Raw genomic sequence first — 14,672 nt, 5'->3', positions numbered from 1 at the left:
CGGTCTAGCGCTTGGCCAGCTCCCCAACCGCCGAGGCCAGCGTGTGGGCCTTGGGTTCCGCCGCGGCGCCCCGGGCATCGCCGTGGAGCCGGGTCGACAACTGACTCAACGCATCCCGCCGGGATTGGCCGGAGAGATTCTCGGCCCGAGCCAGTTCGGCCCGCGCTGATCCAATCTTGTCGGCGGCCAGTCCGTTGACTCGCTCGAGTTGGTCCAGGTACGCCAGGACCAGCGAGAACGTGGCCGGCCACACCAGCTTCGGCTGCCCCTGCGCATTCAGGTAGTCGAACCGGACCGACTTGGCCGCATCGATTTCGTTCTGCGACAGGTGGCCGCTCGGCACCAGCTCGAAGATGTCGAGGCCCCGGGCAATCTCCGAACTCACCATGTAACCGTTGTACCAATACACCGACCACGAACCGCCATTGGCCAGCCGGGTCGAGTCCACCGGGCCCCGGTCGTAGTAGGCGATCTCGGTTGGCTTGGAGACATCGGTCCAGTCGAAGATCGAAATCCCGCCCTGATACCAGGCTTGGACCATGACATCGCGTCCGGGAATCGGGATCAACGAGCCGTTGTGCGCCACACAGTTCTCAACCGAGGTCTGCGCGGCCGGCATCTTGTAGTAGCTCTTGAATTGCATCTGCCGGTTGACCAGCGTGAAGAGCGCGTTGGCGCCCCACTCGTACTTGTCGGTCACCCGGCAGCGGGGCGCCGATCCCCCGCCCCATTCATCGGTAAACAGGATCTTCGACCCGTCGTTGCTGAACGTCGCGGAATGCCAGAACGAAAAATTCGAATCGGCCGCCGCACCGATCCGGATTGGATTGGCGACGTCACTGATGTCGAGCAGGAGACCGTAGCCGCCGCACGCACCGGCGGCGAGGCCGATGGCGGGATAGACGGTGATGTCGTGGCACTGGGTCGGGCCGCGACCGGCACCGGGGCGGGCTGGACGAGGCGGGCGGGCCGCCGCGCGGGTCAGGTCGGCCGAGTCGGCCGGCTCGGCGTGACGCGCCACCGGGGCGAGGTCCTGGAAGATCCGGGGCGAACTGACGATCCGGGCTTGCTCGGGTGCGGCGAGCGGCACCTTGATGACTTCGATTCGGAACAGCGCGGAGTTCGGGTCGTCCTCCGGCATCAGGCCCGAGCAGCCTGGGAGCTCGTCGTTCGGACGAACACCGGATGAGCCGGAGACATAGATATAGACGTTGGCTTTGTCGTTCGGATCCTCGACCACAGTGTGGGTGTGGGACCCGCGACAGGTCTGGACGTTGGCGATGTATTTCGGGTTGGTGACGTCGGTGGCATCGAAGATCCGGATCCCGCGGAGCCGGTCGTGGCTCACCGCGTCCTGCACTCCTTGGGGCCCGCAGTCGAGCCGGCCGGTCAGGCCCTCGCCGGACACGAACAAGAGATTGCCGTACACCGACACGTCACTCTGCGACGCCGGGCAGAGATACGGCTTGGTGAGGGTGGGCTTCTTCGGATTGGCCATGTCCCACACGACGAACCCGTTGTAGTTGCCCTGGAACACGTGGGTACCCCGAAACGCGAGGTCCGAGTTGCTGACCCCCTGGAACAGCGCAGGCGAGGGCGTGTTCGACACCAAGCGCATGTTCCAAGCGGCCACGCCGGCGGTGGCTTTTCCAGCACTCAAACCAACCCGGGGATCGGGGCTCGGCGCCACGGTCGAAAGGCCGGCCACGGGAACCGGCGTGGTACCCGAACCGGAGGTGGATTGAGAACAGGCGGCGAGCGAGAGCGCCCCGATCAGCACCAGGGATGGAACAGACACGCGGTTCATAGGCGGGGCTCCGTCACTTGGGAATTGTTGCCAGCATCGACTGCATTCGCTCGATTTCGGTACCCTGGTCGGCGTGAACATCGGATCCGAATCGGAACACCACTTCGTCCTGGCCGGCGCCGTCTGCGGCAAAGAGGCGGTCGACCATGGTGATCGCGCCTTCGTGATGCTTGATCATGTGGGTCAGAAACAACCGGTCATAGGCCGAGCCGCGGGCCTGATCGAGCGCCGCAAGCTCCTCGTCGGTCAGCATCCCCGGCATCAACATGTCGTGAGCGGCGCCGTCCATGATCATCCGGTGGTGGGTGGCATCGGCCGCCGGGACCGGTTGCCCGCGATCCCGGAGCCAGGCCTGCATCAGCGCGATTTCGTCGCGTTGGGCCACGATGATCCGCTCAGCCAAAATCCGGATGTCAGAACGGGCTCCGTGGCTCACGGTCCAGCCGGCGATCTTGACGGCCTGAGCGTGGTGGGGAATCATGCCGGACATGAACTCAATATCGGCCGCCGAGACCGCGGGAGCCGGCCGGACCAACGGGGCGGGAGCCGAGGAACGCACCGGCCCGCCGCAAGCCGCCAAGACCGCTAGCGTGACCAGAGCCACGCCACGGGCGGCCTTGGTTGGCGTCATGGCGTTGGCGTCGGGAGATGAAGTCACGCTGGATAATACGCTCGGGTCAGGCGAGGAACCAGTCGAGCGCAGCGTCGGAAATGGCGGCCGGCACCTCGTGAACCCCGCTGAACTCGCGGTACGTCGTATCGTAGCCGGTGCCCCGAAGCACTGGCACGATGACATCGCGGGTCGTCGTCACCGGCAGGATGGGATCGGCGGTGCCGTGCGACACGAACACCCGGGGCCGGCCGATCCGGCCGTCGATGAACGTCAACAAACCCGGCGAATAGCCGATCAAGTTCGTGAACAAATCACCGTTCGACACGCCTAACGTCAGCGCATAGGAGGCCTCGTCCGAAAACCCGTCAAGGCAAATCTTGGCCGGATCGATCCGGCACCGGGCAAAGGTGTGGCCAAGGGCTCAGTTGAGAAACACCACATCGGGCCCGACCTGGCGCAACAAGAGATCCCGGGTTCCGCTCCGGGAATCGGGGGCCAACAGGATCATCTTCCGTTGCTCGGCCCGCACCCGATAGGCCGCCCACTCGGCGCTCGATCCACCGGCCCCATGGAAGGCCACGAACAACGGCGCCGGGACGGCAGGGTCGTAACTCGCGGGGACATAGAGGGTCCCGTCCCGCCAGGGGGCGAGGCCGAGGGGCGTGACCCCGCGAGTGGGTTCGATGGTCGGGAGCGCGGGCCGGGCGGTCAGGTGCGATTCGACCGGCACCGGCTCGACCGGCGCCTGACAGCCAAGTCATGGCGGCACGGCCGCGGCGCCAAGGGCCAGTGTGAGGAGGTCCCGCCGCGGCCACAACGGCGTCGATCGAGCGCCTAACGTCTCTGTCATCCAGATCTCGCTGACAATGGATGGATTGGGTTCGAGCCTGAGCACCCTACGAGGGCCCGGCTGGTTTCGTGCCAGGACGGTGGCCGCTCTCCTGATCCAACGCTATCTTGACCTCAAGCTCCGAGGAGGGCGTACCCGTGGCAACCCTGCAGCAACTGAAACAAGACATCGGCCGGGAGGTCCTGTCCGATTGGCGGGTCATTACCCAAGAGATGGTCGACACCTACTCGGCCCTCACCGGCGATGCGGACCCGTTTCACGACGATGTCGCGTGGTCGAAAGCCAATACGCCGTTCGGTGGCACTATCGTGCAGGGCTTCCTCCTGCTTGCAAATCTGACCTGGTTCACCCGGCATCCAGCTGACGAACCGCTCGACGGTGTCGAGTATGTGCTCAACTACGGGTTCGACAAGATTCGGTTCATTCGGCCGGTCCCGGTCGGCAAGCCGATCCGGGCCCGCCGGCGGCTGATGGCGGTCGAGGATCGGGGATCGCGCGCGGTTCTCAGGTTCGCGGTGACCATCGAGGTCGAAGGCTCCTCCGAGCCCCACGTCATTGCGGAGTGGATGGGTTCGGCCCAGAAGAAACCGGGACCGAGCGCAGAATGACCGATCCGGCCTTTGCCCCAAACATCCCGCCCCACTACTACGCCGTAATCTTCGCCTCTCGCCGAACCCCCGGCAACAACGGGTACGCTGCGATGGCCGAGCGTATGGCCAGTCTCGCGGCCACCCAACCCGGGGTTCTCGGGATCGAGACCGCCCGGGGCGAGCGGGCGTACTCCGGGCCGACCGGACAACTCCATCCAACGACCTGGACCGCGCCCTGACGGGGCGAGGCGACGGAGACCGGGTTGCGAGAACCCTCATTGCCTCCCGAGGAAGTACGGCTTGCCGGCCGGCCGGGGTCCGGGCCAGACCCGCGCGGCATCGGTACCGGCATAGAGAATTCCGTTCTTCATCACGTAGCGGATCTTCTGGGCGTTCCCAATGTCGACCAACGGGTTCGCGTCGAGGACCACGAGATCGGCCAGCTTGCCGACCTCGAGGGACCCAATCTGACCATCGAGGCCGTGATACGCCGCCCCTCGGATCGTGGCGATCTCGAGCACCTGGGCCGGCGTAAATCCGCCCTTGGCCATCAGGTCCATTTCCCAGTGCGCGTCGAGCCCGAACATCTGGCCGTGGGCCCCCATTTGGAGTGAGGTTCCGGCCGCGAAGAGTTTCCTGATCTCAGCCGCCATCGTCCACGCGAACATGTCTTCCGGCCAGAGATGGGTTGGATTCCGGATCCGCATCAGCTGTTCGGGTGCAATGAACCGGGTGAGCTTGGCGTCTTCCCAAAGTTTTCTCCCTTGGTGATACCAGCCCTCGCCCATCTTGCCGTTGTAGACGACGAGCAGGGTGGGTGTCATTCCCGCTGAGGTCCCGCCCCAGTAGCGAATCACATCGTCGTAGAACGGCGCCAGCCCCATCGAGTGCTCGATCCCCGTCACGCCATCCATCAACTGGGTGAAGTTCATTTGCGGATCGGAGCTCGACTCGGACACCACGTTCAAACCCAACTCGCGCGCGGCCGTGATGACGAGATGGCGGCGAAGGCGAGTGTCCTGGGCATAGTCTTTCACCGCGGTGGCTCCATGATCCTTGTTCCAACGGAGCTGCTCGCGGGCGTCGTCGAGCGTTTCAATCGGCCGGTACATCCGAAGCCGGCTGCCGCGGCGCTGGCCGTAGATGACCGAGCCGGTCGTGAAGAACCGGGGCCCGGTCATCTTGCCGGCGCGGAGCATGTCGCTGATCCAGCCGTCGCGATACTCGTTGCCGTAAATCTCGAAGACGGTGGTGACGCCATAGGCGAGCGGACCCGAGAGATAGGTCGGCCGCTGTTCGATGACGTGCAGCGACGAATGTTCGATGTGGGGATGGGCATGAGCATCCACCAACCCGGGAATGACGGTCCGGCCACCGAGGTCAAAGACCTTGGCCCCGGCCGGAATGGCCACCCGCTTCCCGATCGCGGCAATCCGGCTGCCCTGGATCAGGATCGTGGCGCCTTCGAGGACCTCGCGCTTCGGATTCATGGTGACCAACCGAACCCCGGTCAGCGCCACCGCGCCGCTCGGCGCGTCGATCGCGAACTCGATGGCCGTCTCGGTCCGGCGTGCCGTCGATCCGGGCACCCGGGGACCGGTCCACGACCCACCCACGGGCACGATTACCGGGCTCCTCGCCTCGGCCTCGATCCGGTCGACGTCCTTTTCGTAGAAGCCGGTGCCGCGAGTCCAGCCGAGGGTCCGGCCGTCCGGGGACCAGGTGAGGTAGCCGCCGTCCTCCGGATCGACCCGGACTGAGAAGCCGGTCTTGTCGAACAGAGAGACCGAGACCGGCTGGCCGGCGTCGGCAAAGGGCGTGATGAAGCTGCGCTGATACTCCCGCACCGCAATCCAAGTGAGATCCGGCGACGGCACCGCCGCGACGGCATTCGGAAACCGGAACAGCACGGTCTCGCCGGCACCGTTGACGCCGATTCGCTTGAGCACCAGGGTATCGCGCTCAAATTCGGTGAAGTAGAGCGTCTGACCGGTCGGCCCGAACTGGACGCTGGGCGGAATCTTGCCCGCGATGTTGGCATACTCGAGCGGCTGGCCCGAAATCCCGGCCACCCGCCGCTCGACGCCGGTCGGGGCGCGAACGATCAGTTCGAAATCGGTTTCGTTCGAGAGCCAGAGACCGCGCTCGACCCCGCCCGCACCCCGAACGTAGGCGAGGGTCACTCCATCGGGCGACACGGCAAGGCTCCCATACTGGGCCGGTATCGACGTGAGGCGTTCGGTAGAGCCGCCGAGGGTTGCCGACCGGTAGATCGCGCCGAGGCTGTCGTCGGTCCACGAGGCGTAGTAGAGCGCCCCGGTTTTGGGATCGAGGACCGGGCTCGTCTCGTGGGCATCAGATTGAGTCAGGTTGCGACGGACCCCGGCGGCGTCCTCGAGCCAGAGGTCGCCGAGGGCTTCGAAGAGGATGCCTTGGGAGGTCCGGCTCCCGAAGCGGTGGGTGCGGGTGGTGGTCCGACCGCTGGGTTCATCGGCCTTGAACCGGATCGTCTCCGACATCTGGCGCTCGACGGGGGCGCGGAACGGAATCTCAGTCACCTTTGTGGTCGCCACCTCGATCGCGATGAGCTTCCCGCCTCGGCCAAGGAAGAGCTGGCTACCATCGGGGTGCCAGGCCATCGTCGGATACGGACCGTAGTCCGACCCGCTGTCCTGGCGATCCCGGTCGAGCCGCCGGAGGAGAACTCGCTCAGCACGGGTGACCAGGTCGTGGACGATCAAGCGGACGTCGTCGATATCCCGGTTGATATACGCCAGCATCCGTCCATTCGGCGAGAGCGCTGCCGCGAAGGCACCACCGGGCCGTTCAACCACGGTCGTGACCTCGGCGGTGGCTTGGTCGTACCGGTCGATCCGGACGCCGCCCAGCGGGGTCACGTAGGGGTTGAAGCCAAAGGGATAGACGGGCCGGACACTCCGTTCAAAGATGAGACCAGCACCCAACGGTTCGGATCCGGCCCCGTTGACTGACCCGCTGTTTTGGAGCAGCGTTTGCCGGCCACCCGCCAGCGTAAATGCGACCAGTTGGTTCGGAACCCCATCACCCGCGGTCCCCGCAAAGATCCGGCGGCCATCCGGCGACCAACTCGGCTTATAGATGTTCTCGACGGATGGGGCGACGTTGCGGAGTCCGGCGCCCTGGCGATCCATGACCCAGATGTTGTGACTCCCGGAGCGATCGGAGGAGAAAGCAATCAGTCGGCCGTCGGGACTGTAGCGAGGGAACAGGTTCCAGGACCGGCCCTCGGTCAAGCGCCGCGCGGTCCCGCCGACGATTGGAATCTCGTAAATACTCCCGAGGAGATCGAAGGCCATGAAACGTCCGTCGGGCGAGACCGCAAGGCTCATCCAAGTGCCTTCCGTTGCGTCGAAGGCGAGCGGCCGGGTAGGGCCGGTCGGGGTCTCGACGCTCCAGCGCTTGGGTTCTTGAGCCGAGAGCTCGAGCAGCGGCCCACCGAACGCAAGGATAAGCCCGACCAACAAGAATTTGTCGATTCGCATATAAGGACTCCGGACGGTGGTTTCTTTTCCCGAGCATACGGTGCTTCAGCGAGCCCAACAACCCCGATCAATTCTCCCTGGCAGACTGATCGGTGACCGCCATTACAGCGAGAGCCTGCCCGATGCTTACTGGAGGCGCCCCCATCCCGACAGTCCATGCACCTCGTCCCATCGTTCTTGTTCTTGATCGCGGCCACTACCCAGGTGTCCGCCCAAAGTCTGGCGCTGCTCGATCCGGTCAAGACTCGGATCTTGAGTCAGGAAATCTCCGGCGACGCGGCGTACAAATCGGGACGGACGCTGAAACCTTCTCGGGGATTGTTCCGTCTGGCGTAGAATCGTAAAAAAGGTCGCATTATGTCGGATCGACCGCCTCGGCTCCCCAAAGTTTCCCATCTCCAGTACCTCGCCCTCGGACTCCTCCGGCTCCGGGAACGCCCCGGCCGTGAAATTCGCGACGAGGCCGGCTATTTCGGCGTCCGGCGATCGGCGGCCGCGTTCTATTAGATGTTGGCCCGCCTCGAACGGGATCATCTGATCGAAGGGTGGTACGAACAGATCCGGGTCGGCGACCAGGCGGTCACCGAACGCCGGTACCGGATCACCCCGGCCGGCACCCGGGCCTGGGAACAGACCCGGGCCTTTCATGAGGCGGTCGCGGCCGCCGGCTCGAGGCGGTGGTCCAATGCCTAACGAGCCAACCATGCCGTTTCACCTGGTGACCAGACGGGCGGCCGCTTGGTTCGAGCCGGCCTGGCGCGATCTGTGGATCGACCACGTGTCCGGCCTGGCCCGGGCCACCAACCGCCGCCAGGCCGTGCTGCTCCGGTTCAGATATCGGCTGGCCGTGGCCTGGCTCGTGCTCGACTGCTGGCGACTGGCGGCGTTCGATCGGTCCCGTCCCGCGCCCCCCACCACCCTGAAACCCCGGGAGCCTTTCCAGATGTTTGCCAGCGATGTTCGTCACGCAATTCGGCGCCTGATCCGGGAGCCCGGGTTTGCCCTGGCCACCGGCCTCACTCTGGCGCTCGGCGTCGGTGCCAATGTCGCCAGCTGGCGGGTTTGCCCCGCGAGGGGGGACCCGGCAACCATCACGGTCATGAGCAAAGTGGCGGCAAGGCGCATCGGTGGCTCCTTGGACTTGGCGGTGGATACGGCCCTAAGATACCGAGGTCGAGGTTGCGAACGCCGCTCGCTGGGCCTGTCCTTCCGTCCAACGCTCTGATCAGGTTTTGCCAAAGCGAAGCCGGTCGACCGCAATCCGGCCGTTGCTCATCACGAACAACACGTCCTGCAACGTCCTCACCACCTCGAGCGGATTGTCCTCGACCACGATCAGGTCGGCCTCGAGCCCCGGCTCGATGGCCCCGGTCTTCTTCTCGATTCGGAACAGCTCGGCCGCCGTGATCGTCGCCGACCGAAGCGCTTCGAGCGGCGTCATGCCCAGCTTCACGAAATTGGTCACCTCGTGGGACACCCGGGTGATGCTCAGCGGCGTGTAGCTGACATCGGCGCCGGTCACCATCTTGATGCCGAGCCCGTGGGCCTTCTTGAAGGTCTCTTCCATCCGCGGCATCATGTACATGCCGCGGGCCTTGGTCACCGGATCGTCGTAGTCGCCCCCGGGTTCCACCAAGTCCACCAGAGTTGAATACGTGGCGACGAGATAGGTGCCCCGGGCCTTCATTAACGCCAACGTCGAATCGGACAGGTAGGTCCCGTGTTCGATACTCCGGACCCCCGCCTTCACCGCGGCGTACGCCCCTTCATCGCCATGGGCATGGGCCAACACCGGGACGTTCTTCGTTGCCGCTTCATCCACGACGGCGCGCAACTCGGCCTCGGTGTAGGTCTGTTGGCGCGGGTCGGTCTCGGGCCGGCCGGCCCGTTCGGTACCCCGAGTTTTGATCACGTCGACCCCATGGGCCAGGTTGGCCCGGACCAACTGGCGGAGCCGGTCAGTGGTCGTGACCCCGACGATCAGATTACCTAACGACGGGTCGGACAGGATCGCGTCTTCGAGATTGGGCGACACGAACAGGCCGGCCGCCAGCACGTCGGGGCCGGCAATGAACCCGGCCTTCGACATCTCTCGGAGCGCCACGTCCCGGAACGATCCAACACTGGCGCTTCGAACGGTGGTGACCCCGGTCTCGAGGGCCCGCCGGGCCGCGGCCAGGTTGTCGAGATGGGTGTGAGCATCCATCAAGCCGGGCACCACGTACTTGCCCCGCAGATCGACGACCGTCATCCCAGCCCCGATGTCGACGGCGCCCACCGTCACAATCCGGCCCGCTCTGACCAGGACCGTGACCGCGCGCCGAATGGCCCCGGACCGCACATCGACGACGTTGGCGTTGGTCAGAGCCACGTCGGGCTGAACCAAGCTCCCGTCCGGATTCCGGCCCTGCGCGAACAACAAGGCCGGGACGACGACCGCCATCACTCCGGCCATCAGCCGGCGGGTCATTCGACTCGCCGGGTCATCGACACGACCGACACGAGATCCACCCGAATCGCGGCGACCTTTCCGCCGTCACGGATGATCGAGTAGCGGTCAGACCCGGGCCCCTGGAAGGTGTCGTTTCCGATGTAGGTCAGGGCTCGGCCCGCGGTTTGGTTCACCTGCCGAGCTTTGAGAACACCACTATCGACCGCCAACGTGAGCTCCATCGGAGACCCCCGGCCCACGCCGCGATATTTGCCGGCGATCTGGTTGAGGTCGCCCGCGAAGGGCTGACCTTTGAGCCCCTTGCCTGGGCCTAACACGATCTGGGCAATACCCTTGGCGCCATCCGGTGCGCTCACTGGTCCGCCCGTGTTGATCAGCACCACGACATAGAGATCCTCATCCGGGTAGTACCGGGTTTCCGAGACGAACCCGCTGATACCGCCGCCATGGGAGATCATCCGGCGGCCGTCCTCTTCGCCAGCCACGATGCCCTTGGCGTAGCGGACCCGATACCCGTCGTTCAGGGTTCCCGGCGTGATCATCTCCTGGTACGAGGACCGGCTGATCACTTTGTCGGTGGTGTGGAGGGCCCTGAGCCAGGTGATCAGATCGCCGGCCGTCGAGCAGAGCGACCCGGCGGCATAGGGCCAACTATGGTCCTGCTGGAACGCCTTGACCAATCCCGACCCGGCAAAGCCGTAGCCATGCACCTTGCGCTTCATCAGGGCCGACTCACTGCAGTACTTCGAGTTCGACATCCCCAACCGATCGAAGATGTGGGCCTGGACGTAGTCAGCGTACGACTGGCCGCTCACTTTCTCGACAATCAGACCGGCGAGGAAGAACGCCGAGTTGTTGTAGACCAAATTCGTCCCTGGCGCGAAATCAAAGCCTTTGCCGCCGAACAGCGCCGTCAGCGAATCCTTACTAATCGGGTTCTTCATTGCCCCACGGGCTTCGGCAATTTCGGTGTAGCTCCTGATTCCCGAGGTGTGATCGAGGATCCGGCGAATCGAAATGGCATTGCCGCGGGACGGATAGTTCGGCAAGTACTTGGTAATGTCGTCATCGAGCGCCAGCTTGCCCTGCTCCACCAACTGAAGCAACGCGGCGGTGGTGAACTGCTTGGTGACCGAGCCGATTTCGTAGACCGCGTTGGCCGGCGTCGGCACCTCGAGCTCCACATCGGCGCTGCCGTAGCCCTTGATCAGGATCGTGTCCCGGCCTTTGACCACCGCCACCGAGATCCCGGCGATCTGGCCCCGCTGGATCGGGGCCAAGGCCAACGAATCGATGGCCCGGACCATGTCGGCCCGGGAGCGGGTTTGGGCCGGAAGAACCGCCGGCGCAAGCAACACGCCGGCGACGAAGAGCGCACCGAAAGATCGCATCGCGCCGCTACTTCCGGTTCAAAACGTTGTTGCCAAAGCCCGAGTCGATCCGGAGCGTGGCGATCTTCCCGCCCTGCTCGCTGAAGATCACGTGGGCCTCCCCCATCAGGAACCTGTTGTTGCCGATGTAGGTCAGGGTGGCGGGCTTTCCACCGAACGGCGTCTTGGCCGTCACTTTGCCGTCGGCCACCGCGATGGTCATCTCCATCGGCCGGCCCCGCCCGCGCCCGACATAGACGGCGGCAAACCGGGCTGCATCGCCGTCCATCGGCTTGGCCTGATCGGCCAGCTTGCCCAGTACCAACTCTGCGATCTTCATGGCGTATTCGTCCGGGCTGGCCCCGCTGCCGTTGAAGAGCACGACGACGCTCAAGGAATCGTCGGGGAAATAGTTGTTCGATGACAGGAATCCGGGGATTCCGCCACCGTGGTGCAGGGCCTTGCGGCCAATCCGCGGAGTGATCGCAATGCCTTTGGTGTATCCGAGCACCGAGCCGTCGGTGAGGGTCTCGGGAGTAATGAACTCCTGATAGGCCGCCGCACCGAGAATCGTGCCCTTTTGGTGCAGCGCCTCGTTCCACGCCACCAGGTCGATCGCCGAGGAGCAGAGGGAGCCGGCCGCGTAGGGCCACTGGTGGCTGATCGGCGCCTTCTGGACCAGACCCGCGGAGTCTGCGTCGTAGCCGGTGACCTTGCCCTTGATGATCTTGGTTTCGCTGCAGTAGTGGGCGTCCTTCATGCCGGCTTTGTCAAATAGGTTCTTCTGGACGTAGTCCTCGTACGACATCCCGCTGACCTTTTCGATGATCAGACCGGCCAAGAAGAACGCTGAGTTGTTGTAGATCTGCTCTTGGCCCGGCTCGAAATCGAACGGCTTCTTGCTGAAGATTTGGACCAACGTGTCCCGAGGATACTTGAACGCCCCGAGAGTTCGGAACTCGGGAATCTCGGTGTAGCCCTTGATTCCCGAGGTGTGGTCAAGGAGCCGTTCGACCGTGATCTTTCGGCCTTGGGCGTTGTAGTCGGGCAAATACTTCGACATGTCATCGTCGAGGCTGATCTTGCCCTGCTCCACCAGTTGCATGATCGCCGCGCCGGTAAACTGCTTGGTCACCGAGCCGATCTCGTAGGTGGCATGGGCTTTGGTCGGCACATCCAGCTCGAGGTTGGCCTTGCCGAAGCCCTGCACCGCAATCGTGTCCCGGCCCTTGACGATCGCAATCGACGCACCGGCTACCTTGCCGGCCGCGATCGGCTCGCTGATGATCCAATCGATCTCGGTCACCAACGCCTGCCGTTTAGCATTGCCCGACGGCGCGGTGGCCGTCTTGGCGCCGCCACACGCCGCCATCACGAGAAGTCCCGCCACTGCGATCTGATTCCGCCCCATTATCCTTGCCTTTCCCTGTAGGATGATCGGGCCGCTACCGATACGACATCGGCGGGAGCCCGAGATACTTCCGCAGATACGCTAACTGTCCAATGTGATAGGACTCGTGCTGCAACAAAAAGCCGATGCCGCCCAAGAGTGTCGGCGCGACCCCGGGAAACTTCTGGGTGCCCGGACTGGACAACTGCGCCTCGGTCAACTCCTCGAGGCGGACCGACACCGCTTCGCTTAGCGCCTCCCACTCCGGCCGGATTGCCGTCAGTTTGGGAAGGTCCGCAAGTTGGTCGAGGCCGGCCGCATGCTCGAGGACGCCGCCGAACGGCGCCTGGGTGTCGAGACCAAGAAACCGGCCCATCCAGGCGCGGGTTTCGACCAAGTGGCCGCCGATAAAGGCGGCACTGTTGGTGTGCTCGTTCGGGCGCGCGGTGGCGTCAACCTCGTCAAGACCCACCAAGGTGTTCCGAAACAACTTGGTGTTGAGCCGAAACAGATCGGCCAGGGGCGCTAGCGTGGGCCGCATCAACGTCCGCTATGGCAGCTGCCGGCCAAGGGGCGACGAACGCCCGAGCCGGTCGAAGAACTCGTGAACCAACTTCCCGATGGTCGCGATGGCCGTGTCGGCCGACCGGTCGATCGGGGCGTACGTCGCCATGACCGCCACCGCATAGGGCCGCTTGGGGAGGAGGCCAAGGGCGGCATCGGTCCGAACGCCATCGAGCCACCCCGGCTTGTTGGCCATCGGCGTGCCTTCGGGAAGCCAGGCATTGAGGTAACCCTGCTTGTGCATGCCGAGGATTTTGAGAAACCCCGGCAGCCGTTCCACCGGGAACGCTCGGCCGGTATGAATCGCCTCGAGAAGGCCAACCATTTCGAGCGGCGTGGCCACGTTCTCCCGGCCGGCCCGGGCGGCATCGAGATCCAACATCCGGCGATTCAAACGGGTGGTGGTGAGGCCCAGGGTGTCGAGCAACCGGTTTACCGCGGCCATCGAGAGCCGGTCGATCAGGACGTTGGTAGCGGAGTTGTCGCTGACCGCCACCATCAGCACAGCTACGTCTCGAAGGGTCAGCGAGGTAACGCCTGGGGTCAGCCGGGAGAGGATGTCGTCGCCGGGCAGCCCATCCTTTCGGTCGACCACATACCGCTCGTCGAGCCGGTTCTGCCGGAACAGTTCCGCGAGCACCGCAATCTTGATCATGCTGGCCGTCGGCATCGGCTCGGTAGCGTTGAGAAGGTAGGTCCGGCCGTCGGTCAGGTCCTTCACCGCCACGCCCATCACGCCATCGAACCCGTTCTCGACCTTGGCAATGTCCGCCCCGAGTTTCCGCCAATAGAGGTCGAGCTTGGCGCCCGACTGCGCCACGACGAAATCGCCATGAGTCACGGCAATCCAACAAACCAGACCAAGCAAGCGGGTCATTTCAGGCGGTATCCAAGTTGACATGCACTAGAGAGTAGCGCGAGTCCCGGCTCTCTGCAAACACCGGTCAGGTTCGGGTCTGCTGCTCCAGCCTGGTCCGAATTCGTTCTTCGAGGACCCCGCGGGAAAAGCCCCAGATTCTACTGCTTGCAGTACCCGAGGATTCGAGGCCGACGCCGAGCAAGAGGGTGAAGATCTTCGTCGTCGTCGGAGACGTCGGAACAACCGTGACGAGAACGGTAAGCGCCATTTCGTACCGATCGGCGTTCGGGAGGCCGCGGCTGTCGCCGCAGTCGACGAACGTGGACAACGCTTCCGTCCCGAGCCGGACCCGGGGTTTCTGGTAGCAGCTGCCGATCCGTTTGATGGTGGGCTCCCGAAAGTTGATCTCCAAGCCAAGATCCGTGAGCACCGCCGGCAACACCTCCCATACCCGGCCGGCCGGGGACGGGACGAAGGCTTCGACCCCCAAGGTGTCGACCCGCTGCCGATAGTTGTGGTTCCGGTAGATCGGGATCTGTTGGTCCATCGGAGTACCGCCACGTCCCATTGCGAGAGCAAGAGCCAACGCCAGATCGGTGACCATACCAACACACTCGGTTCCACGGGGTGCCGGATACTAGAGATGCCCGGCGGGC

The 14,672-nt window shown here is 64.5% G+C and carries 15 protein-coding genes and 1 pseudogene; 5 read left to right on the top strand and 11 right to left on the bottom strand.

Going from position 1 to position 14,672, the window contains the following annotated elements; all coding sequences use genetic code 11:
- Positions 1-4 precede the first annotated feature (4 nt).
- The 4 genes from EXR94_08060 to EXR94_08045 form a co-directional block, all read right to left on the bottom strand.
- Entirely contained in the window at positions 5-1,807 is a 1,803-nt protein-coding gene (locus tag EXR94_08060) for a hypothetical protein (GenBank protein MSR02677.1), read from the bottom strand.
- 13 nt (positions 1,808-1,820) lie between these two features.
- A complete protein-coding gene (locus EXR94_08055; GenBank protein ID MSR02676.1) occupies positions 1,821-2,465 on the bottom strand; it encodes a DUF305 domain-containing protein in 645 nt (214 codons plus the stop codon).
- Between the two features lie 19 nt (positions 2,466-2,484).
- Positions 2,485-2,745 carry a hypothetical protein gene (locus EXR94_08050; protein ID MSR02675.1) on the bottom strand — a complete coding sequence of 87 codons (261 nt, stop codon included), beginning with the start codon at positions 2,743-2,745 and terminating at the stop codon, positions 2,485-2,487.
- Between the two features lie 96 nt (positions 2,746-2,841).
- Positions 2,842-3,150: a hypothetical protein gene (locus EXR94_08045; protein ID MSR02674.1), complete on the bottom strand. Its 309-nt coding sequence runs from the start codon at positions 3,148-3,150 to the stop codon at positions 2,842-2,844.
- A gap of 224 nt (positions 3,151-3,374) precedes the next feature.
- Here EXR94_08045 and EXR94_08040 point away from each other — a divergent pair, with 224 nt between their 5' ends.
- Together EXR94_08040 and EXR94_08035 are read left to right on the top strand one after the other, a co-directional pair.
- Entirely contained in the window at positions 3,375-3,878 is a 504-nt protein-coding gene (locus EXR94_08040; GenBank protein ID MSR02673.1) for a hypothetical protein, read from the top strand.
- Positions 3,875-4,036: pseudogene (locus EXR94_08035) on the top strand (antibiotic biosynthesis monooxygenase). Before EXR94_08040 ends, EXR94_08035 begins: the two are co-directional and overlap by 4 nt.
- 99 nt (positions 4,037-4,135) lie before the next feature.
- Here EXR94_08035 and EXR94_08030 read toward each other — a convergent pair.
- Entirely contained in the window at positions 4,136-7,381 is a 3,246-nt protein-coding gene (locus tag EXR94_08030; GenBank protein ID MSR02672.1) for a hypothetical protein, read from the bottom strand.
- Between the two features lie 156 nt (positions 7,382-7,537).
- Between EXR94_08030 and EXR94_08025 the strand changes: the two genes are divergently transcribed.
- The 3 genes from EXR94_08025 (at position 7,538) to EXR94_08015 (ending at position 8,606) form a co-directional block, all read left to right on the top strand.
- Positions 7,538-7,717 carry a hypothetical protein gene (locus tag EXR94_08025; protein MSR02671.1) on the top strand — a complete coding sequence of 60 codons (180 nt, stop codon included), beginning with the start codon at positions 7,538-7,540 and terminating at the stop codon, positions 7,715-7,717.
- 171 nt (positions 7,718-7,888) lie between these two features.
- Positions 7,889-8,074 (top strand): hypothetical protein, encoded by a 186-nt coding sequence (locus tag EXR94_08020; protein MSR02670.1) that lies wholly within the window; start codon positions 7,889-7,891, stop codon positions 8,072-8,074.
- Positions 8,067-8,606 carry a hypothetical protein gene (locus tag EXR94_08015; protein MSR02669.1) on the top strand — a complete coding sequence of 180 codons (540 nt, stop codon included), beginning with the start codon at positions 8,067-8,069 and terminating at the stop codon, positions 8,604-8,606. Before EXR94_08020 ends, EXR94_08015 begins: the two co-directional genes overlap by 8 nt.
- On the opposite strand, the gene EXR94_08010 is transcribed toward EXR94_08015, so the two are convergent.
- The 6 genes from EXR94_08010 to EXR94_07985 are packed head-to-tail and all read right to left on the bottom strand — an operon-like array spanning position 8,607 to position 14,563.
- Positions 8,607-9,851, bottom strand: a complete 1,245-nt coding sequence (locus EXR94_08010; GenBank protein ID MSR02668.1) for an amidohydrolase family protein — start codon at positions 9,849-9,851, stop codon at positions 8,607-8,609.
- A complete protein-coding gene (locus tag EXR94_08005; GenBank protein ID MSR02667.1) occupies positions 9,848-11,224 on the bottom strand; it encodes a class A beta-lactamase-related serine hydrolase in 1,377 nt (458 codons plus the stop codon). The genes EXR94_08010 and EXR94_08005 overlap by 4 nt, the downstream gene beginning before the upstream one ends.
- 7 nt (positions 11,225-11,231) lie before the next feature.
- The gene (locus EXR94_08000; protein MSR02666.1) at positions 11,232-12,614 is read right to left on the bottom strand and encodes a class A beta-lactamase-related serine hydrolase; all 1,383 of its coding nucleotides are present in this window, start codon (positions 12,612-12,614) and stop codon (positions 11,232-11,234) included.
- A 34-nt stretch (positions 12,615-12,648) separates the two neighbouring features.
- Entirely contained in the window at positions 12,649-13,134 is a 486-nt protein-coding gene (locus EXR94_07995) for a DinB family protein (protein ID MSR02665.1), read from the bottom strand.
- Positions 13,135-13,143: 9 nt separating this feature from the next.
- A complete protein-coding gene (locus tag EXR94_07990) occupies positions 13,144-14,058 on the bottom strand; it encodes a serine hydrolase (protein ID MSR02664.1) in 915 nt (304 codons plus the stop codon).
- A 43-nt stretch (positions 14,059-14,101) separates the two neighbouring features.
- Positions 14,102-14,563: a hypothetical protein gene (locus EXR94_07985; protein ID MSR02663.1), complete on the bottom strand. Its 462-nt coding sequence runs from the start codon at positions 14,561-14,563 to the stop codon at positions 14,102-14,104.
- Positions 14,564-14,672: the final 109 nt, after the last annotated feature.

The organism is Gemmatimonadota bacterium (genome assembly GCA_009692115.1).
GTDB lineage: Bacteria > Gemmatimonadota > Gemmatimonadetes > Gemmatimonadales > GWC2-71-9 > SHZU01.
This window is presented reverse-complemented; position numbering and strand designations above follow the sequence as displayed.

What these genes read in the sequence shown, in the direction of transcription:
- EXR94_08060 (MSR02677.1), bottom strand. Translation starts at nt 1,807, where the DNA reads ATGAACCGCGTGTCTGTTCCATCCCTGGTGCTGATCGGGGCGCTCTCG.
- EXR94_08025 (MSR02671.1), top strand. Translation starts at nt 7,538, where the DNA reads ATGCACCTCGTCCCATCGTTCTTGTTCTTGATCGCGGCCACTACCCAG.
- EXR94_08005 (MSR02667.1), bottom strand. Translation starts at nt 11,224, where the DNA reads ATGCGATCTTTCGGTGCGCTCTTCGTCGCCGGCGTGTTGCTTGCGCCG.
- EXR94_08000 (MSR02666.1), bottom strand. Translation starts at nt 12,614, where the DNA reads ATGGGGCGGAATCAGATCGCAGTGGCGGGACTTCTCGTGATGGCGGCG.
- EXR94_08010 (MSR02668.1), bottom strand. Translation starts at nt 9,851, where the DNA reads ATGACCCGCCGGCTGATGGCCGGAGTGATGGCGGTCGTCGTCCCGGCC.
- EXR94_08020 (MSR02670.1), top strand. Translation starts at nt 7,889, where the DNA reads ATGTTGGCCCGCCTCGAACGGGATCATCTGATCGAAGGGTGGTACGAA.
- EXR94_07995 (MSR02665.1), bottom strand. Translation starts at nt 13,134, where the DNA reads ATGCGGCCCACGCTAGCGCCCCTGGCCGATCTGTTTCGGCTCAACACC.
- EXR94_08030 (MSR02672.1), bottom strand. Translation starts at nt 7,381, where the DNA reads ATGCGAATCGACAAATTCTTGTTGGTCGGGCTTATCCTTGCGTTCGGT.
- EXR94_07990 (MSR02664.1), bottom strand. Translation starts at nt 14,058, where the DNA reads ATGTCAACTTGGATACCGCCTGAAATGACCCGCTTGCTTGGTCTGGTT.
- EXR94_08015 (MSR02669.1), top strand. Translation starts at nt 8,067, where the DNA reads ATGCCTAACGAGCCAACCATGCCGTTTCACCTGGTGACCAGACGGGCG.
- EXR94_07985 (MSR02663.1), bottom strand. Translation starts at nt 14,563, where the DNA reads ATGGACCAACAGATCCCGATCTACCGGAACCACAACTATCGGCAGCGG.